Origin of the sequence: Deinococcus actinosclerus, from assembly GCF_001507665.1 — a bacterium.
Lineage (GTDB): Bacteria > Deinococcota > Deinococci > Deinococcales > Deinococcaceae > Deinococcus > Deinococcus actinosclerus.
The window spans coordinates 3,087,501-3,105,803 of sequence record NZ_CP013910.1 but is presented as its reverse complement, the minus strand read 5'-3'; the positions used below and the strand labels follow the sequence as shown (position 1 = coordinate 3,105,803).

Annotated in this window: 20 protein-coding genes and 1 tRNA gene (1 of these 21 cut by a window edge); 7 read left to right on the top strand and 14 right to left on the bottom strand. The window is 71.0% G+C overall.

Going from position 1 to position 18,303, the window contains the following annotated elements; genetic code table 11:
• Positions 1 to 102: 102 nt before the first annotated feature.
• A tRNA-Arg gene (locus tag AUC44_RS15205) sits at positions 103 to 179 on the top strand.
• Positions 180 to 210: 31 nt separating this feature from the next.
• Here AUC44_RS15205 and AUC44_RS15200 read toward each other — a convergent pair.
• A complete protein-coding gene (locus tag AUC44_RS15200; protein WP_062159467.1) occupies positions 211 to 1,128 on the bottom strand; it encodes a magnesium transporter CorA family protein in 918 nt (305 codons plus the stop codon).
• 44 nt (positions 1,129 to 1,172) lie between these two features.
• Here AUC44_RS15200 and crcB point away from each other — a divergent pair, with 44 nt between their 5' ends.
• Entirely contained in the window at positions 1,173 to 1,547 is a 375-nt protein-coding gene (crcB, locus tag AUC44_RS15195) for a fluoride efflux transporter CrcB (RefSeq protein ID WP_062159466.1), read from the top strand.
• Positions 1,544 to 2,767, top strand: a complete 1,224-nt coding sequence (gene xseA / locus AUC44_RS15190) for an exodeoxyribonuclease VII large subunit (RefSeq protein WP_062159465.1) — start codon at positions 1,544 to 1,546, stop codon at positions 2,765 to 2,767. The genes crcB and xseA overlap by 4 nt, the downstream gene beginning before the upstream one ends.
• A gap of 3 nt (positions 2,768 to 2,770) precedes the next feature.
• Here xseA and AUC44_RS15185 read toward each other — a convergent pair whose 3' ends face one another.
• From AUC44_RS15185 to AUC44_RS15165, 5 genes are all read right to left on the bottom strand, one after another.
• Complete coding sequence (locus AUC44_RS15185; protein ID WP_082689095.1) at positions 2,771 to 3,637, bottom strand: sulfurtransferase; 867 nt, start codon at positions 3,635 to 3,637, stop codon at positions 2,771 to 2,773.
• Between the two features lie 86 nt (positions 3,638 to 3,723).
• Positions 3,724 to 4,242 carry a macro domain-containing protein gene (locus AUC44_RS15180; protein ID WP_062159464.1) on the bottom strand — a complete coding sequence of 173 codons (519 nt, stop codon included), beginning with the start codon at positions 4,240 to 4,242 and terminating at the stop codon, positions 3,724 to 3,726.
• A gap of 50 nt (positions 4,243 to 4,292) precedes the next feature.
• On the bottom strand, positions 4,293 to 5,000 hold the full coding sequence (gmk, locus tag AUC44_RS15175) for a guanylate kinase (protein WP_062159463.1): 708 nt from the start codon (positions 4,998 to 5,000) through the stop codon (positions 4,293 to 4,295).
• Between the two features lie 101 nt (positions 5,001 to 5,101).
• A complete protein-coding gene (locus tag AUC44_RS15170) occupies positions 5,102 to 5,533 on the bottom strand; it encodes a hypothetical protein (protein WP_062159462.1) in 432 nt (143 codons plus the stop codon).
• A 452-nt stretch (positions 5,534 to 5,985) separates the two neighbouring features.
• The gene (locus AUC44_RS15165; protein WP_062159461.1) at positions 5,986 to 7,173 is read right to left on the bottom strand and encodes a BioF/Kbl family PLP-dependent acyltransferase; all 1,188 of its coding nucleotides are present in this window, start codon (positions 7,171 to 7,173) and stop codon (positions 5,986 to 5,988) included.
• A gap of 100 nt (positions 7,174 to 7,273) precedes the next feature.
• On the opposite strand from AUC44_RS15165, the gene AUC44_RS15160 reads away from it, so the two are divergent.
• On the top strand, positions 7,274 to 9,910 hold the full coding sequence (locus AUC44_RS15160) for an ATP-binding protein (protein WP_062159460.1): 2,637 nt from the start codon (positions 7,274 to 7,276) through the stop codon (positions 9,908 to 9,910).
• Between the two features lie 113 nt (positions 9,911 to 10,023).
• On the opposite strand, the gene lpdA is transcribed toward AUC44_RS15160, so the two are convergent.
• A complete protein-coding gene (lpdA, locus tag AUC44_RS15155; RefSeq protein WP_058974594.1) occupies positions 10,024 to 11,427 on the bottom strand; it encodes a dihydrolipoyl dehydrogenase in 1,404 nt (467 codons plus the stop codon).
• 122 nt (positions 11,428 to 11,549) lie between these two features.
• Entirely contained in the window at positions 11,550 to 12,704 is a 1,155-nt protein-coding gene (gene hemW / locus AUC44_RS15150) for a radical SAM family heme chaperone HemW (protein ID WP_062159459.1), read from the bottom strand.
• A 118-nt stretch (positions 12,705 to 12,822) separates the two neighbouring features.
• Between hemW and AUC44_RS15145 the strand changes: the two genes are divergently transcribed.
• Entirely contained in the window at positions 12,823 to 13,323 is a 501-nt protein-coding gene (locus tag AUC44_RS15145; RefSeq protein ID WP_062159458.1) for a PaaI family thioesterase, read from the top strand.
• 170 nt (positions 13,324 to 13,493) lie between these two features.
• Here the strand turns inward: AUC44_RS15145 and AUC44_RS15140 are convergent, their stop codons facing one another.
• Positions 13,494 to 13,982: a hypothetical protein gene (locus AUC44_RS15140; RefSeq protein WP_062159457.1), complete on the bottom strand. Its 489-nt coding sequence runs from the start codon at positions 13,980 to 13,982 to the stop codon at positions 13,494 to 13,496.
• A gap of 61 nt (positions 13,983 to 14,043) precedes the next feature.
• Here AUC44_RS15140 and AUC44_RS15135 point away from each other — a divergent pair, with 61 nt between their 5' ends.
• Positions 14,044 to 14,505 (top strand): hypothetical protein, encoded by a 462-nt coding sequence (locus tag AUC44_RS15135; protein ID WP_062159456.1) that lies wholly within the window; start codon positions 14,044 to 14,046, stop codon positions 14,503 to 14,505.
• A 65-nt stretch (positions 14,506 to 14,570) separates the two neighbouring features.
• Positions 14,571 to 15,176 carry a hypothetical protein gene (locus tag AUC44_RS15130; RefSeq protein WP_157445403.1) on the top strand — a complete coding sequence of 202 codons (606 nt, stop codon included), beginning with the start codon at positions 14,571 to 14,573 and terminating at the stop codon, positions 15,174 to 15,176.
• A 187-nt stretch (positions 15,177 to 15,363) separates the two neighbouring features.
• On the opposite strand, the gene AUC44_RS15125 is transcribed toward AUC44_RS15130, so the two are convergent.
• The 5 genes from AUC44_RS15125 to AUC44_RS17335 form a co-directional block, all read right to left on the bottom strand.
• On the bottom strand, positions 15,364 to 15,756 hold the full coding sequence (locus tag AUC44_RS15125; protein ID WP_062159454.1) for a bleomycin resistance protein: 393 nt from the start codon (positions 15,754 to 15,756) through the stop codon (positions 15,364 to 15,366).
• 282 nt (positions 15,757 to 16,038) lie between these two features.
• On the bottom strand, positions 16,039 to 16,965 hold the full coding sequence (locus AUC44_RS15120; protein ID WP_231724473.1) for an AEC family transporter: 927 nt from the start codon (positions 16,963 to 16,965) through the stop codon (positions 16,039 to 16,041).
• Positions 16,966 to 17,017: 52 nt separating this feature from the next.
• Positions 17,018 to 17,800, bottom strand: coding sequence for an AIM24 family protein (locus AUC44_RS15115; RefSeq protein ID WP_062159453.1), 783 nt, complete (start codon positions 17,798 to 17,800; stop codon positions 17,018 to 17,020).
• A gap of 55 nt (positions 17,801 to 17,855) precedes the next feature.
• Positions 17,856 to 18,278: a phosphodiester glycosidase family protein gene (locus AUC44_RS17340; RefSeq protein ID WP_335338675.1), complete on the bottom strand. Its 423-nt coding sequence runs from the start codon at positions 18,276 to 18,278 to the stop codon at positions 17,856 to 17,858.
• Positions 18,269 to 18,303: the end of a hypothetical protein gene (locus AUC44_RS17335; protein ID WP_335338674.1), read on the bottom strand. The gene runs 280 nt beyond the window's last position; only the last 35 of its 315 coding nucleotides appear in the window; its start codon lies beyond the right edge, outside the window; the stop codon is at positions 18,269 to 18,271. Before AUC44_RS17335 ends, AUC44_RS17340 begins: the two co-directional genes overlap by 10 nt.

Sequence of the window (18,303 nt, the reverse complement as noted above, 5' to 3'; positions counted from 1 at the left end):
CTTACATGATTATCTCATCCGCGCGCGTGTGAACGCCGCAAGCGGCCCCTGCTATACTCCCGGCGGCCCGCTGCGTTCCACGCGGGGCCTGACCTCAGCCCCGCACTCGTAGCTCAGCTGGATAGAGCGGCCCCCTCCTAAGGGGCAGGCCCCGCGTTCGAATCGCGGCGAGTGCACCACCCGCCCCGCCCCTGTGGCGGGGCGCTTTCGTCACCACCAGCCGCGCCGTTTGAAGTACACGCTCAGGGCCGCGCCGATCAGCAGGAAGGTGCCCCAGGCCAGCGCGTACCCGTGCGGACTCCTGAGCTCGGGCATGAACTCGAAATTCATGCCCCACACGCCCGCCAGGAAGGTCAGGGGCAGGAAGATCACGCTCACGGCGGTCAGGGTGCGCATGACCTCGTTCATGCGCTGGCTCTGGAGGTTCAGGTGCAGGTCAAGCAGGTTGGTCAGGAGGTCGCGCAGGGTGTCGAAGCGACCGGCGGCGCGCGTGAAGGAGTCCTGCACGTCGCGGTAGCGCACCAGATCGGCTGGGGTGCAGTTGGCGTGGCGGCCCATCAGTGCGGTCGCCTCACGCGCATCGGTCGCCAGCCGCCGCGCCTGCGACACGAGGTGCTTGAGTTCGAACACGTGCGGCACCGGGTTCTCCCGCACCCGCTGGAACACGCGTTCCTCCAGGTCGTCCACGCGGGCTTCCAGTGCGTCGGCGGCCGTGAAGAAGGTGTCGGCGGTGTGGTCCAGCAGCTCGTACGTGACCTCCTGCGCGGTGTTCACGCTGTCCCGCCCGGTCAGCGGCCACACGCTGCCCAGCGCGCGGGTGCCGCCGGGGCTGTGGGTCAGTACGGCGTGATCGAAGGTGAAGATACTCAGCCGCTCCGTGAACTCATCCACCTGATCCGGATTCACGTACGAGCGCACTGTGATGAACGCGTGCTCGGGGTACACCTCCGCGCGGCTCCAGTGCCCGCGTTCCAGGGCGTCCTCCAGCGCGAGGCGGTTCAGGGGAAACGCGGCGCGCAGCGCGGCCAGTTCGTCCGGAGTGGGGTCCTGGGTGTCCACCCAGACGTTCTCGTGCTCCCCGTTCCAGGGAAAGTCCTGCCCGTCGCTGAGTCGCCGCGCCCTGATCATGCCCGCAGGATGGCAGACTCCCGCCCGGCCTCTATGCTGTCTGCATGAACGCGTGGCTGTGGGTGATGGCGGGCGGCGCCGTGGGTGCGGCCACGCGGTACGGCGCGCAGCTGCTGCTGGCGCCGCTGGCGCTGCGCGCCGCGTTTCCCGTGCCGGTGCTGCTGATCAACGTGCTGGGTTCGTTCCTGCTGGGCCTGACGCTGACGCTGGTGGGCCGGGGCGTGTGGCCCGACGCGGCGCGACTGGCGTTCGGCACCGGGGTGCTGGGCGCCTTCACCACGTTTTCCACCTTCAGTGTGGAACTCGACGACCTGCTCGCGCACGGGCGGGGCGGCGCGGCGCTGCTGTACGCGGGCCTGAGCGTCACGCTGGGCGTCCTGGCCGCCGTGGCGGGCCGCACGCTGGGGGGTCGCCTGTGACCCGCCGCAGGAAGAAGACCGGGGAGGGGGGGAGCGGCGGGGCGACCCGCCCCCCGGAGCAGTTCCTGGAACTGTCGGAACTCCTCGCGTACGTGGGGCAGGTCGTCGCGCGGGGCCTGCCGGGCGCGGTGTGGGTCCGCGCCGAGATCGCCAGCGTCACGGACCGCCGTCACCTCTACCTGGATCTCGTGCAGGCCGGCGAGGACGGCGAGGTCGCCAAGTGCCGCGCGACCGTGTGGGCCCGCGAACGCTTCAGTCTGGAAGGCAAGTTCCGCCGCGCGACCGGCGGGACCCTCACGGCGGGCCTGAAGGTGCTGCTGTTCGCGGAGGCGACCTTCCACGAGCAGTACGGGTTCTCGCTGAACGTGCTGGATGTCGCGCCGGAATTCACGCTGGGGGACGCCGCGCTGCGCCTGGCCGAGCACCGCGAGACCCTGGTCCGCGAGGGCGCATACGGCCTGAACCGCCTGCTGGCGGCCCCCGAGGACTTCGGGCGTTTCGCCGTGATCGCCCCGCGCGAGGCGGCGGGCCTCGGCGACTTCCGCCGCGAGATCGACCCGCTGGAGGCCGCCGGGGTGCTTCGCCCGGTGTACCTGGAGGCGACCTTCCAGGGCCGCGACGCCGCGCCCAGCCTCCTGCGCGCCGCCGAGGAGGCCCGCGCGCTGCACGAGCAGGAGCCGCTGGACGCGCTGGTCGTCCTGCGCGGTGGCGGGGCCGTCACGGACCTCGCGTGGCTGAACGACCTCGCGTTCGCGCGCGCGCTGGCGACCTTCCCCGCGCCGGTCATCACCGGCCTGGGGCACGCGCGGGACGACACCCTCCCGGACGAGGTGGCGCACACCCGCGTGGACACGCCCAGCAAGGCCGCCACGCTGATCGTCCGCACCGTCGCAGGGGCCGCCGCGCAGGCGCAGGAGGACGCCCGCACGATCCGCGCGCACGCCACGCAGCTCCTCGTGGACGCACAGGCGGGCGCGGACTGGGCGCTGGACCGCGCCCGCAGCGCGGCCGGACGGCACGTGGACCGCGCCGCACAGGACGTGGACGCCCTGATGCGGCAGGCGCTGGGTCTCACCCCGCAGCGCACCCTGGCGCGCGGCTACGCCCTCGTGCGCGGCGCGAACGGGCAACCCGTCACCCGCGCCGCGCAGGTCACGCCCGGCCAGCCCCTCACGCTGGAATGGACCGACGGGAGCGTGCCCGTGCAGGCCGAGGAGTGACCCTCATTCCTCGCCGGTTGCCACGGGGCGCGCGTCGTCGCTGATCCAGTCGCTCCACGACCCGGCGTACAGGCGGTTGTCCGGGCCCAGCGGCACGCCCGCCAGTTCGCGTGCCAGCAGGTTCGGCGTGGCACTCACGCCACTGCCGCAGTACGTGACCGTGGGGGCGCCGCCCGCGTCCAGCCGCGCCGCCTGCGCCCCCGCGTCCCGCCAGTGGCCCGATCCGTCCAGCGCGCCCGTCCAGTCGCGGTTCACGGCGCCCGGGATGTGCCCGGCCCTGCGGTCGATGGGTTCCACCTCGCCCCGGTAGCGGCCCGGCGCGCGCGAATCGATCAGGAGGGTTCCCGCCCCGCGTGCCTGCACATCGGCGGCAGTAGCCACGAGGTCCGCCTGCACGTCCGGCACGAACGTGACCGGGGTGGGGGAGGGGTCCTCCGTGCTGACGTCCCCGCCTGCCGCGACCCAGGCGGGCCAGCCGCCGTCGAGCACCGCCACCCCCGCGTGCCCCAGCCAGCGCAGCAGCCACCACGCCCGCGCCGCGTAGAAGCCCTGCCCGGTCCCCGGGTCGTCGTAGCACACGACCAGACTGTCGTTCCCGACCCCCACGCTTCCCAGCCACGCGGCCAGCGCCGCCGGATCCGGCAGCGGGTGACGCCCCCCCGACCCATCCGGTTGTACCGGGCCGCTCAGGTCCGTCTCCAGATCGGCGTAGACGGCCCCCGGCACGTGCCCGCCCAGGTACGCGATCCGCCCGGTCAGCGGGTCATTCAGGGCGTAGCGGGCGTCCAGCACCCGTACGCGCGGGTCACGCAGGTGCGCGCGCAGCCAGGACACGGAAACCAGCGGGGTCGGCAGGGTCGGGGCAGCCATGTCCGCAGGCTACACCCGCCGCTCGCAGTGGTTTTCAGGGCTGCCGAGGGGGGCTGTTGGCCCCTCACTGGAACTGACAACCCCTGTCAGGCCTCCAGCCGCTGCCACGCCCGGCGGAACACGTTCAGCGTGCCCCCGCCCAGCAGCACCACCCGCACGTGCAGGTCCGGGTGATCGGCCAGGAACGCGGTGATCGTCCGCAGCGTCACCTCCGCCGCCTGTTCCAGCGGGTAGCCGTACACGCCGGTGCTGATCGCCGGGAACGCCACGCTGCGGCACCCGGCCTGCACCGCCAGTTCCAGGCTGCGCCGGTACGCCCCGGCCAGCAGCTCCGGCTCGCCCTGGGTCCCGCCGCGCCAGATCGGCCCGACCGCGTGAATCACGTGTTGCACGCCCCGCGCCGACAGCCCGAACGCGGGGGTGATCACCGCCGTGCCCGTGGGCGTCCCGCCGATGGCGCGGATGGCGCGAAGCAGATCCGGGCCCGCCGCGCGGTGGATGACGCCGTCCACGCCACCCCCACCCGCCAGTTCCTTGTTCGCCGCCGTGACCACCGCACAGACCTGCTGCGCGGCGATATCGCCCTGCACGAGTTCCAGTGGCATATCCCCTCCTCCGGGCGAGTCATCCCGCCTGACTGCCCCCTGCCTGCGCCTTACTGCCCGGTGACCTGGGCCAGCCGCGCGTCCGTGAACGTGTAGCTGCGCAGGTGATCGGCCCGCACCCGCGCCTCCCGGTCGGCTTCGGTCCACTCGGGTTCCGGCAGCTGCCGCGCCCGCTCGGCCCGCTGGATCGCTAGGAGTTCCTCCACCGCGCGGTCCAGGTCGTCGTTCACGACCACGTACCGGAACTCGTGCGCCTCGCGGATCTCCTCACGGGCGCGCGCGAGGCGCTTCTCGATCCGTTCGGGTGTCTCGGTCGCGCGGCCCTCCAGGCGGCGGCGCAGCTCCGTCAGGCTGGGCGGCATGATGAAGATCAGGATGGCCTCCTCGCCCACGCGCGCCTTGACCTGCATGGCGCCCTCCACCTCGATCTCCAGCACCACGTCCTGCCCGCGACTCAGCGCCGCCTCGATCGGCTCGATCGGCGTGCCGTAGCGGTTGCCCACGAACGCCGCGTGTTCCAGGAAGCCGTTCGCCTGCGCCTTCTCCTCGAACGCCTCGGGGGTCACGAACACGTAGTGCACGCCGTCCTGCTCGCCCGGGCGGGCCTCGCGGGTGGTCCAGGAGGTACTGAAGAACACGTCCTGCCCGGCCAGCCAGCGTTCACGCAGCGTGCCCTTGCCCACGCCGGACGCGCCGGTCATGACCAGCAGCAGCCCGCGCCGCGCGGAGGTGGAAAGTGGAGTCTCGGAAACCGTCATCCCCCCACCATACCTGGGGCCCCCCAGGACTGGAAACCCGCGCCGGCAGGCGCGCGGCCCGCTCCATCGGGGAACAGACCGCGCGCCCGCCGGAAGCCGGCTTACTTCTTCTTCTTGGTGGAGGTGGCCTTCGCACGGCCCTTGCCGAGCGCCTGCCCCTTCTCGAAGCTGGCCTGCATCTTGCGGCGGGTTTCTTCCACCATGCTCTGGAAGTCCACCAGACCCGACTCGACGGCCTCGAGGCTGGGTTTGATGTTCCCACCGCGGCGCGCGGCGGCCAGTTCACGGTTGGTCTCTTCAAACCACGCGTCGAAGTCCGGCGTGTGGTCGAAGATCATCTCGCGGGTGTCGCGCTGGTAGGTGTCGGTGCTGCCACGGCGCGTGAACTGCTTGGGCATCGTGAACCGCTCCGGGAGATACGCGCCTTCGATCTTGCCGGAACGCACCGCTTCCTGGAACAGTTTCACGAAGGTATCGCTGCGCTGTGGGTTGCTGAGTTCCATCACCTGTTCACTGAGTTTCTTGTAAGCCATAAATAGAGTCCTCCTGAATTCAGAGTATGAATGACGCGGGGAAGTGAAGTAAAGAGGCCGGTTCATTCGTTGGACGGCGAACCGTTTCGGCAACGGCGAGCAATCATGCAGTTCGCAGGAAACAGACCCCAGGTCATGTGAACGTTTCATGGATGAAGCGCTTGAAGGGGTCACAGCCTGTGATCCATGAGTCGCAAAGCTCAACAGCCGGACAAAACAGCGTGGGCAGAGGACGAGTGCCGCTTTTCTGGTCGGCGCCCGGGGTTCCACAGGTAGACCCCGGGCTTCGGTGGCCCGGGGCGGTTCAGATGGAGGGCCGCAGAGGTCTGCGGCCCATGCATCCACTGAGAGCTCAGGTGGCCCCTCGCCCAGTTCGACCCGGCGACACTTCCCGGTGCGCCGGACCTTACCCGGCGTGGGCCGGTCCGGTTACAGACGGCCTGGGCGGAGGATCAGGAGATGATGCCCAGCGCGCGGCCCACCTCGGCGTAGGCCTGCAGGGCGTGATCCAGGTCGTCGCGGGTGTGTTCGGCGGTCACGATGTTGCGGATGCGCGCCAGCCCGCGCGGCACGGTCGGGAAGCCCAGGCCCACGGCGAACACGCCCCGGTCGAACAGCAGGCGGCTCGCCTCGAACGCGGCGGGCGCCTCGCCGAAGATGACCGGCGTGATGGGCGTGGTGCTACCGAAGATGTCGAAGCCCAGGCCCTGCAACTCCGCCTTGAAGTAGCGGGTGTTCGCCCACAGGCGCTCCATCAGAGTGGGATCGCGCTGCACTTCAATCAGCGCGGCGGCCAGCGCGCCCACCGTGGCGGGCGCCTGCGCGGTGCTGAACAGGTACGGGCGGGCGCGGTTGATGAGCAGCTGCCGCAGGTCCCCGTGCCCGGCGGCGTACCCGCCCACGCCGCCCCACGCCTTGCTGAGCGTGCCGACCTGGATCACGTCGTCGGCGTACTCGAATCCGAAGTGATGCACGGTGCCGCGCCCCGCCTCGCCCATCACGCCGCTGCCGTGCGCGTCGTCCACGTACGTCACCGCGCCGTACTTCCGGGCGACGGCCACCAGCCGGTCCAGCGGCGCCACGTCGCCGTCCATGCTGAACACCCCGTCCGTCACGACCAGTTTCAGGCCGTCCGTGTCGTGCTCCTTCAGCAGGCGCTCCAGGTCGTCCGGGTCGGCATGCCTGAACACCTTCTTCGTGGCCTTCGTCAGGCGCAGCCCGTCGATGATGCTCGCGTGGTTCAGCTCGTCGCTGACGACCAGATCGCCCTCGCGCAGCAGGGCCCCCAGCACGCCCTGGTTCGTGGTGAAGCCGCTGTGCAGCACCAGCGCGCTCCCGGTGTGCTTGAACGCCGCGAGCTGCGCCTCGAACTCCTCGTGGATGCGCAGCGTCCCGGCGATCGTGCGCACCGCGCCCGCGCCCACCCCCCAGCGGTCCAGGTACTCGGCGGCGCGGGCCTTCAGGGCCGGGTGGTCCGCGAAGCCCAGGTAGTTGTTGCTGGCGAGGTTCACCACCTCGCGCCCATCCACGCGCGTCCGGGCGCGGTTGGCGCTGTCCAGCACGCGCGGGTGAATCAGCAGCCCGCTTTCACGCAGGCCGGACAGCTCGGCAGTCAGACGGTCGGACAGGGAAGTGGCCATACCTCCGAGTCTAGATCACCCCCCCAGCGGCCGACCCGCCACGCCAGACACCCCCGCCCGGCGCACCGTGAGGTGCCCCCGGGTGCACTATCGTGCCGGCGTGACCCCTTCGCGCCTGCGTGACCACCTGCCCGCCCTGACCGGCGCGGCCACGGCCATCGCGGCCCCCGCCGACCTGGACAGTCACCTGCTGCGCCCACTGGAAACCCTGCTGGACGTGGCGTGGCTGCGCTGGACCCGCCGCGCGGGGCAGCCCTGGACGGTCGCCACTGCCTGCGGGGCCGCGCCCACCGGGGCGCCCGCCCCCGCAGGCAGTGGCGACGAGCCGCTCCCCACCGTGAGCGTCACCCCGCACGGGCTGCTGCTGCGGGTTACGCCGGACGACGCGGCCCTGCTGACCGGGCCCCTGCCCGGCGCGCAGGAGCGCGGCGAACTGCTCTGTGCGCTGCGGGTCGCCGCGCTGGCCCTGCGGCACGCCGCGCTGCTCGGGTCAGCCCAGGCCGGGCAGGTCGCCCTGAGCCGCGCGCAGACCTTCGCCACCCTCAGCCCCATCGGGATCGCGGCGGGCACCCTGGACGGCCGGCTTGTCGAGGTCAACGACGCGTACCTGCACCTGCTGGGCTACACCCGCGCCGACTTCGACGCCGGGCGCATCAACTGGGTGGCCCTCACGCCCGACAGCGAACGCGCCGGGGACGAGGCCGCCTTCGTCCGCGCGTTCACGCACGGCGCCAGCGGCTGGTACGAGAAGACCATGCTCGACCGCCACGGTCAGGCCATCCCGGTCGAGGTGCAGCTCCTGCGCTACCACGACCAGACGGACGATCTGGTCATCGGGTACGTCCGCGACCTGCGCGAACGCCGCGCCCTGGAACTCGAGCGGCAGGCCCGCGCCGCCGACACCCAGGCGCAGCTCGGCCGCACCGAATCCGACCTGGCGCGGCTGGCTGCGCAGCTGCACGGCCAGAACACCGAACTCGAGGGCCGCACCGCCGTCCTCGAAGGCTTCGCGGGCCTCACGCGCGACCTCACCGTGGAAGGCGACCTGTACGCCCTGATCCGCCGCGCCCAGCAGTTCGCCCAGCAGCTCCTGCCCAGCGGTTTCGCCGTGTACTACGAACCCGAAGGGGACCTGTGGCGCCTGAAATCCCAGGTGGGCGACCTGGGCAACCCGGAGTTGCAGGCCACGCTGGACGCCGGGATCTCCTTCGAGGGCACACCGAACCTTCTGATTCCCTGGCGCACCCGCCAGCCCCACTACCAGGAGCACTACGACCACGCCGCCGACGGCCTGGCCGCCGTCACCGCGCAGCTCCGGACGACCGCCACGCTGCCCGTCAGCGTGAACGGCGCGCCGCGCGGCATCTTCGCGTTCGGCCTGAACCACGCCCAGCCCTGGCGCCGCGCCGACAAGGCCGTCCTGGAAAGCGTCGCCCAGAGTCTCGGGCTGGCCATCGAACGCGCCGAACAGGCCCGCACGCTGCGCGAACACGCCGCCGAACTCGAGATCCGCACCCGCGCCCTGGAAGCCTTCGCGGAACTCTCGCGCGACCTCACACTGGAACCCGACCCGGTCAGCCTCGTCGGGCGCGCCCAGGAGATCATCGTGAACCTCCTGCCGCACGCCGTCACCACCTACTACGAACCGCAGGGCGACCGCTGGCAGCTGCGCAGCCACCGCGGGCACTTCCGCAACCCCAACCTGCTGCCTGTCCTCCAGCGCGGCCTGCCCCGCGGCCAGACCGTCAACGTCGACCGGCCCTACGCCACCCGCGCCCCCCACTACCAGGACCGCTTCGACCCAGGCACCGTCGCCGCCGCCCGCGAGGACATCACTGACATCCAGGCCACCGCGTCCTTCCCCGTCCAGAGCGGCCAGCGCGTGCGCGGCGTGCTCGTCGTGGGCCGCCACACGCCCGAACCCTGGACGAGCGTGAACCGCCGCCTCCTCGACACGGTCCTCTCCAGCCTGCAACTCGCCATCGAACGCGCCGAGCACGCCCAGGCCCTGCACCGCCGCACCCAGGAACTCGAACGCAGCAACGCCGAACTCGAACAGTTCGCGTACGTCGCCAGCCACGACCTGCAAGAACCCCTGCGGACCATCACCAGCTTCACCGAACTGCTCGCCCGGCGCTTCGACGACCATCAGGACCCCCGCGTGGCGCAGTACGTCACGCACATCAGCAGCGGCACCGCCCGCATGCAGCAGCTCATCCAGGACCTCCTGAGCTTCGCGCGCGTCACCTCCCAGCGTGAACCCCTGCGGCCCACCGACCCCGATCAGGTCCTCTCCCAGCTGCGGGCCGATCTGGCCGCGCCGCTGACGCAGGCCGGGGCCACGCTCAGCGCCGACCCCCTGCCCCACGTGCTGGCGTCCGGCACGCAGCTGCGCCGCCTCCTGCAGAACCTCATCGGGAACGCCCTGAAATTCCACGCCCCCGGCGTGCCCCCCCACGTGCACATCAGCGCGCAGCACGAAGGAGAACAGGTCCGCTTCACCGTGCAGGACAACGGCATCGGCATCGCCCCCGAATACCACGAGCGGATCTTCACGGTCTTCCAGCGCCTCCACGGCCGCGACGAATACCCCGGCACCGGCATCGGCCTGTCCGTCGCCCGCCGCATCGTCGAAGGCCACGGCGGCCGCATGGGCCTCACCTCCGCCCCCGGTCAAGGCACCGCCTTCTGGTTCACCCTCCCCGCCGCACCGACCGATCCCACCCCAGGGGACTGAACACCGACCGTCCCCGTCCAGTCTGCCCGCCCTGCTGGCAGAGCAAACCCCCCAGGGCGGCCTGGGGGGTCTATCGCTCCTCGCTCTGCTCGGCCCTTCGGGCGGCGAGGCGATTACCTGTTCATGATGTGAATCGCCTGCTTGTGCACCGCCTCGGCGGCTTCGAGCACGCTCTCGCCCAGGGTGGGGTGCGCGTGGATGGTCAGGGCGATGTCGCTGGCAGTCGCGGCCATCTCCAGCGCCAGTCCGGCCTCGCCGAGCAGGTCGCTGGCGTGGGGGCCGACGATGTGTACGCCCAGCAGCAGGTCGGTGTCCTTCTCGACGACCATCTTCACGAAGCCGTCGGTCTGCTGGAGGGTCATGGCGCGGCCCGAGGCGGACAGGGGGAACACGCCGGTCTTGACGCTGTAGCCCTTGTCCTTGGCCTCCTGCTCGGTCAGGCCCACCCAGGCCAGTTCGGGGCTGGTGTACACCACGCCGGGAATGGCGACGGCGTCCTGCTCGGCGGGTTTCCCGGCGATGACCTCGGCCGCGACCAGACCTTCCTTCATGGCCTTGTGGGCCAGCATGGGGTTACTGGCGACGTCCCCGATGGAGTAGATGTGCGGGACGTTCGTGCGCTGCTGCTTGTCCGCCGGGATGAAGCCCCGGTCCGTGACGGTCACGCCCGCCGCCTGGGCGTTCAGGCCGTCGGTGCGGGGGCGGCGGCCCACGGCCACCAGCACGCGGTCGAAGACCTCCACGGTCTTGGCGCCGGTCTTCACGTCCTCCAGTTCCACGTGGACGCCGTCGGCTTTCTTCTCGGCCTTGTTGGCCTTGGTCTGCACGGCGATCTCGATGCCCTGCTTCTTCATGGCCTTCGTGAATTCCTTGACGGCGTCGGCGTCCGCGCCGGGCACCACGTTCGGCATGAACTCGATGACCTTGACCTTGCTGCCCATGTTGTTGTACACGTGCGCGAACTCGAAGCCGATCACGCCGCCGCCGATGCACAGCATCCGGGCGGGCACCGGATCAGGCATGACCAGCGCGCCCGTGGAGTCCACGATGCTCTCCTGATCCACGTCCAGGCCCGGCAGTTTGGCGGGCTCGCTGCCCGTCGCGATGATGATGCTGGCCGCCGTGACCGTCTGCTCGCCGACCTTGACGGTGTGGTCGTCCACGAAGCTGGCCTGCCCGGTCAGGTGCGTGACCTTGTTCGCCTTGAACAGCGCGCCCACGCCGCCCGTCAGCTTCTTCACGATGCCGTCCTTCCAGCCGTTCAGCTTGGCGATGTCCATCCGCTGCTCGCCGAAGGTCAGGCCGAAGTCCGCCGCGTGCCGCGCCGCGGCGATCTGCTCGCCGGCGTGCAGCAGCGCCTTGGTGGGAATGCAGCCCACGTTCAGGCACACGCCGCCCACCTTCTCCCGCTCGGCGCACGCAACCTTCAGGCCCAGCTGCGCCGCGCGGATCGCCGCGTGATACCCGCCGGGTCCCGCGCCGATCACGAGCACGTCGTAGTCATAGGATTTCGTCATGCTGGCAGTCTAACGCGCCCCCCGTGAGCCGTCACTGACCTGCCGCCATAGCTGGACAGGCGCCATTCACAACTCCCACTGGTCAAACACGGGTGATGGTTGATCGGTGATGGAGAAAAGACTCAGATCTCAAGGAAGTCAGTCACCACGCGGTTGAGGACCCACCAGCCGTCCGGCGTGGCGCGCAGCCGGTCGCCGTCCAGGCTCAGGAGGCCGCGCGCGACGTTCTGCGCGATGGGAGCGGCGTACACCCCCGCCACGTCCAGGCCGCTGCGGCGCGACAGGTCCGCCAGATCCACCCCCGCGCGCAGGCGCAGGCCCATAAACAGCGCGTCCGTCACGAACTCCCGCGCGTCAATCGCCTCCGTCTCGCCCGCCTCACCCGTCAGCCACTCGTGCAGGTGCGGATTCGTCCGGCGCACCGTCAGGACGGCCTCTGTTCCCTGCACTCCGCCTTCCGCCGGGTAGTGTCCTGCCGCGCCCGGTCCCAGGCCCAGGTACGTGCGGCCCTGCCAGTACGCGAGGTTGTGCCGGGATTCCTGCCCGGGCCGCGCGTAGTTGCTCACCTCGTACCGCGTGAAGCCCAGCGCCCCCAGGGCCGCCTCGGTGTCCTCGAAGCCGCGCCGCTCGTCGTCCTCCTGCACGGTCACGCCGCGCCGGGCGAACTCGGTGCCGGGCTCGATCGTCAGCGTGTACGCACTGACGTGCCCCACCCCCAGATCCACCAGCCCCTGGATGTCACTCAGGAGCGGCTGCCCCGGCACGGCCGTGATCAGGTCACCACTCACGCGGAACCCCTCGCCGATCAGGATCGTCACGGCGTCGCGCGCCTGCGCCGCGTCATGCTGACGGCCCAGGAATCTCAAGGTGGCGTCGTCGAGGCTCTGCACGCCCACGCTGGCCCGGTCGAAGCCCAGCGCCCGCCAGTGCGCCGCGCGCGCCCCACTTACCGTGCCCGGGTTGACCTCCAGCGTGTTCTCCACGCGGCCCCAGCCCAGGTGCCGCCGCACGCTGCCCACCAGCGCCGCGAGTTCCTCGTCCCGCAGGAAACTGGGCGTGCCGCCCCCCAGGTACACGGTGTCCAGCTCGACCTGATAGCTGGCCGCCAGCGCCGCCGCCTCGACCTCTATCTGCTCCAGGTAACGTTCCACCAGTCCCGCGCGGCGCGTCAGGACGTGAAAATCGCAGTACGGACAGATCGTCGGGCAGAACGGCACGTGCACGTACAGGTGCCGCACCACCGGATCCAGCGCGGGGGAGGGGGCAGGCAGGCTCACGCGCGGCAGTGTACCGCCCACCCCCGCGCGAACCGTGACCCGCCTTCCACGCCCGGCGAGGGGAAGTCCGAGGGGGGCAGTCCAGCAACCTGCTGCGGCCCGCGCGTATCCTCCGCGCATGACCGACCAGCCCCGACAGCGCACCTACACCTGGGCCGACATGACCCCCACCCTGGAAACAGCCCGCCGCCTGAGCGGCCTGGAGTACCTGCACGCCATCGCCCGCGGCGAGCTGCCCCCCGCGCCCATCGGCATGACGCTCGGCATGGAACCCCTGCGCGCCGAGGACTTCACCGAAGGCCGCGCCGTCTTCCGCCTGAAACCGCAGGAATTCCACCACAACCCCATCGGCAGCGTGCATGGCGGCGTGTTTGCCACGCTGCTCGATTCCGCCGTGGGCTGCGCCGTGCACTCCACGCTGCCCGCCGGGGTGGGCTACACCACGCTGGAACTGAAATTCAACTGCATCCGCCCCCTGTTCGCGGGTGGCCCGGAGGTGCAGGCCATCGGGCAGGTCGTCGCCGTGACCCGTCAGACGGCCATCGCCGAGGGCCGCATCGTGGACGACGCCGGGAAGCTGTACGCGCACGCCACGACGACCTGCCTCCTGCTGCGCTGAACTCCGGGCGGGCGACGACAGGCGCGTTCGGATCGAAACGCCAGAGGGTCTAAGAGGCTAAGAACAGCGTGTGACACGCCTTTTCCTCTTGACCTCTCAGACCCTTGGACACTCAGACCCGCCATGCGGAGGTTGCGTGCGCCCCGCGCCGAACCCTGACTCCGACCCTGTCAGCGGCCGTGCGGGGTGCGGTCCATCCAGGCGGTCAGGGTGGCGGCCAGTGCGGCGGGCGTGGTGACGGTCACGGGCACGCCCAGCCCCGCCACGGCGGAGGCGGCCGGGCACTCGCCCTGCGCGCCCGCACCGGCGTCCTCACCCGTCCAGGCGGGGAACTCGCCGCCCTCGCGGTAGGGAAGGCCGCCCGCATCCTCGACCAGCGTGTCGGGCACGCTCACCGCCGGGCCGCCCGCCAGCGCGGTGTCCGCGATCACGATCACCCCGCGCGGACGCTCCTCCTGCACGGCGGCCAGCAGCGGCGTCAGTCCCTCGTGCACGACCAGCGCGGCGCGGCCCTTTCCGTCCACGTCCGAGAGGGCCGCCGCGAGTTCGCCTGCCAGTTCCGGCGGCGCGGCGATCAGCCACGCGTGCCCCCCGGCGCGACCCTCGAACAGGGCGCGGGCACTGCCATACACGTCAGACCAGGTGCGGGTGTGTTGCATGCCTGCCAGCATAGGCGAGGTGCGGCACCCGGTCCCGGTCGCGTGCGGCAGACTGTCCGGCATGACCACCCGCGATCCCCACCCGCTGAACCTGCTGCGCGAGGAGGCCCGCCACGCCGACCCACGCGCCGTGCAGCGCGAACTGAACGCCCGCCCCCTCCCCACGCTGGAACCCGGGGAGTGGACGGCCGCCGCCGAGGAAACCCTGCGAGACTGCACCGGCATGGAACGCAAGATCCAGATGGAGATGCGCATCGGGCTCGAAGGCCACCTGGACGGCCTGCCGCTGCGCCGCACCGCGCCGCTGGCGGACATGACCCTCCCGGAGCTGCTCGCCGAGCACGCCGAGGGCCGCCGTATGCTCCTGCGCGTCCTCGACCGGCTCCTGACCGTCGGAGAGACGCACGACCTGCGCGCCTGGACGATGGGCGAGGAGGTCCCCCCGGCGGTGTACATCCTGGCGCTGCGGGGCCGCCTCGCCCGCCTGGACGGCTTCATCGCTGAGGAGCGCGTGGGGAACTGAGCCCCGTCATCAGCCTTGTCGGTGCAGAGGGCCAGAAAGCTGCCCGAACCTCGGAGGAGTGAACCGTGACCTCATCTCGCCGCCTCACGCTGTGTCTGCTCCTTACCGGCGTCATGCTGTCTGCCCAGGCGCAGTTCGCAGGGTTCACCAGGCTCCCGCCTCACTGGCTGGCGATCGCCCGGCAGGTCCCCGGTTTCGCAGGGGCATATATCGACGTGAAGGACCGTCAGCCCCGCCTCAACCTGCTGGTCAGCCCTGGGAGTACTCCGGTTCCCCGCTCCCTGCTGAATGAGGAAGAGCAGACTGCGGCTCGGCAAGGGGCTGTGCGCGTGCTCCCCGCACGGTTCTCGCTGCGCCAGGTTGCGCAGGCGCTGGCTGCCCGGGGTGACCGGGCCGCGTATGACCCCGCATTGAACCGTGTTGTGATCCCAGGGGACGCGCCGCTCAGCGGACCGACCGGGCTGGTCGTGTCTGAACAGACGGTGCGCCGTGAGAGCCGTCTGGGCGTCCTCACGCGCGTCAGGACGCCGGTAGGCTCGCACCTTGCGCTGGACGTGAGGGTCGCGAACGTCGGGCGCTGGCCCGTCCGCGTGCCCGGACACTGTTTTACCGTGATCCTCAGGGTGCTGGACATGACGGGACGGGAGGGAGGTCGCGCCCATTCCCGATAACGTCGTCTGTACGGGCGAGACCGAGCTGGTCCTGCGACCGGGAGAGGCCCTCGCTGTCGATCCTGTGAGGCCAGAGATCGCGCACCTGCCGCCAGGGCATTATCAGCTGGAGTCGCGGCTGAATATCCAGAGCTTCCAGGACCGCTGGGTCTCCACGTTCCGCAAGTCGTTCTGACCCCAGCTGGAATCAAGTCGTGAAGCGCAGCAGGTACCCGTCGGGGTCCTGCACGACCAGCTGCCGCTGCGTGTGCGCCACCTCGCCCTCCGTGTACCTTTCGGTGCGCAGCGGCTGGAACAGCGGGTAGCCTTCCGCGACCAGCCGCGCGTGCAGGGCGTCCAGCTCCGGGTGCACGATCTGGAAGTTGATCCCACGCCCGAACGGCACCTCCAGTGGCCCGGTCGGCCACACCCCCGCCGGCTGCGCCTGCTCCAGCATCCACTGCGCCCGGCCCAGGCTCAGGTACGCGAACCCGGGGCGGGTATCGTGCAGCGTGAAGCCGAACACGCGGGTGTAGACCTCAAGGCTGCGCGGCAGGTCGCTGACCGTCAACTCAGGCACCAGCGAGAGGTTCTCGGTCATGGGCGCAGCGGAGCAGCCTCCGGCAGCGTGCGGATCGGTGTGGTGGCCTATGCTCTCCGCAGTGCTCTCCGCGGGTGGGTTCAGGAATCCTGATCCTGATGCGTTCGGTGCAGTCTCCGTTGCCGCGTCCGGAGGTCTAAAACGAAAAATCCGTCCTTCGCGGACGGTGATAAGGAAAAGATAGCGTGGTATGCAGCACGTGTCAACCCTGGTGCATGGATTCCGGCAACCGCGTGCTGGACGTGTCTTCCGGTGGGGCCGTATGCGGCGTATGCGGTCGCGTCAGCCGGTCAGGCGGGGCAGCAGCGCCACGACCGCCGCGATGGTCGGGACGCTCAGCACGGTGCTCAGGAACGCGGTGCGGGCGACGGTGTCGGCGTCCCCGCCGTACTCGCGGGCGATCAGCAGGGCGTTCACGGCGGTGGGCATGCTGGCGGACAGCACGAGGAGGGCCAGCACCTCGCCCCGCAGCCCGCAGGCGAGTCCGGCGGCGAGGCCCAGCAGGGGACCGCCGATCAGGCGCGCGGCGGTCGCGAGCCACACGCGGGTGTCCAGGCGGGGCCAGCCGCCCGAGCCGAGTTGCAGGCCCAGTGAGAGCAGCACCATCGGCAGGGTCGCCTGCGCGAGCAGGTCCACGCCGCGCATCAGGCCCTCCGGGGGCTGGAGGTGCAGGGCGCGGAGGGTGACGCCCAGCGCGACCATCCACACGGCGGGCAGGCGCACCATGTTCAGCAGCATCCGGCCCGCGCTGGGGGGCGGCTGGTCGGGGCGGCGCACGCGGGCGGTGTACACGACGGGTGCGATGACGTACATGCCCACGAAGGACATCAGGAACAGCAGCGTGGCGTGCGTGAAGCCCGCCTGTCCGAAGGCGAACAGCGCAATCGGGAGGCCCATGTTGCCGCTGTTCCAGATGCCGACGCTCGCGGTGAGGCTGCGCCGCTGCGCCTGCGGGGCGCGCAGGCCAGTCAGCCAGCCCAGCAGCAGGCTGCCCGCGACGGTCAGGGCGTACGCGGCGCCCAGCGTCAGGACCTCGCCCGCCTGCACGCGGGTGGTCAGCAGGACGTTCAGCACGAGTGCCGGGGACAGCAGGTACAGCGTGACCCGCGCGATGGTCGCCTGATCAATGGGGAAGCGCGCTGAGACGAGCGCGCCCAGCCCCGCGACGAGCATGACGGGCAGCATGACGTTACTCAGGGCCTGAAGCACCCCGCCATGCTGTCACGCGTGGCGGGGTGGGCGGCGCGCAGGTGCAGACGGGTCAGTGGGTGAGGTGCAGGGGGAGGGTCGGGGCCAGCCACACGCGGCCGGTGCCCCGGTAGGCCTGCACGAAGCCCTCGCCGGTCTTGCCGCTGCCGAGCAGGCCGCGCGCGCTCTTCTCCACCTTGAACTCCAGCCCGTCGGTGTACGCCACGACCAGGTTCCCGTCGACTTTCAGGGTGTCGCCGCGCAGGTCGAGCACCTGGAATTCCTCGGGCGGCACGGGGCTCTGGAGGGCGAACAGGCCGCTGCCGGTCAGTTTGGGCTGCACGCGGCCCTCGCCGCTGCCGACCGCCTGCGCGAAGCCGTGGTTCACGTGGCGGCCCACCGTGATGTCGCCCACGCATGCCACGAACGCGCCGTCGTCCACGATCAGGCTCTCGCCGCGCAGTTCGCCCAGCAGCAGGTGCAGGCGGGTGGGTTCGGTGTACAGGGTGCCGCTGCCCCGGAAGGCGGTCTTGTACAGGCCCTCGCCGCTGGCAGCGGCGGTGACGGCGCCACGCAGGAAGCCGCCCAGACCGCTGCCCCCGGCGGCGTTCACGGCCTGCATCTCCAGACTGCCGCGCAGGTACTGGAGCGCGCCGGTTTCCAGCACGGCGTTCCCGGCGCTGCCGTCCCCGGCGACGTGCACGGCCAGCTGCCGCCAGCGGGCGGGGCGGCTGACGCTCTGGTGGTAGCCGCTCAGCGCGGCCTCCATGGGTTCGGCGCTGTATTCGATGACTTCCAGGCGGTGAGAGGCGCTGCTCAGGTCGCGTTCGGTCGTGCCTTTCCAGGTGAAGTCCATGCAGAGCAGTACGGGGGGCGGCGCGGCGGGGTTCCCGGGTCGGGTCGAGCGGTGTTCAGCGGCTCACGCTCCAGATCCCGGCGAAGCCTGCCAGCTGGGTGTTGCGGTCAGGGGTGGCGTACGCGCTGATACTGCCGTCCAGATACAGGGCGTCAGGGCACTTCAGCGTGTCGCGGAAGAAGGTGGCGAAGGTATGGAAGTTGACGGGGCCAGCACTGACCGCGAAGCGCACCTGTCCGCCTTTGCAGACGCCGACGCCGCTGCGCAGCTTGAACGAGGTGCCCCCCTTGTTGAAGGCGGGATGCAGCTGCCCGCGCTGCACGAGCAGCGGCCCAGACTGGGTGGCGTACGTGGGGCTCAGGCCGGCGCGGCGGAACGCGCCGGTCTCCAGCACGCCGGCCCGGCTGCCGCTGATCCAGAACACGCCGTTGGGCCGCAGCGCGAAGTTCCCGCCGGACCGCGCGAGGTTCAGGGGCACCAGTGTCCGCCCCCCTCTATATGGA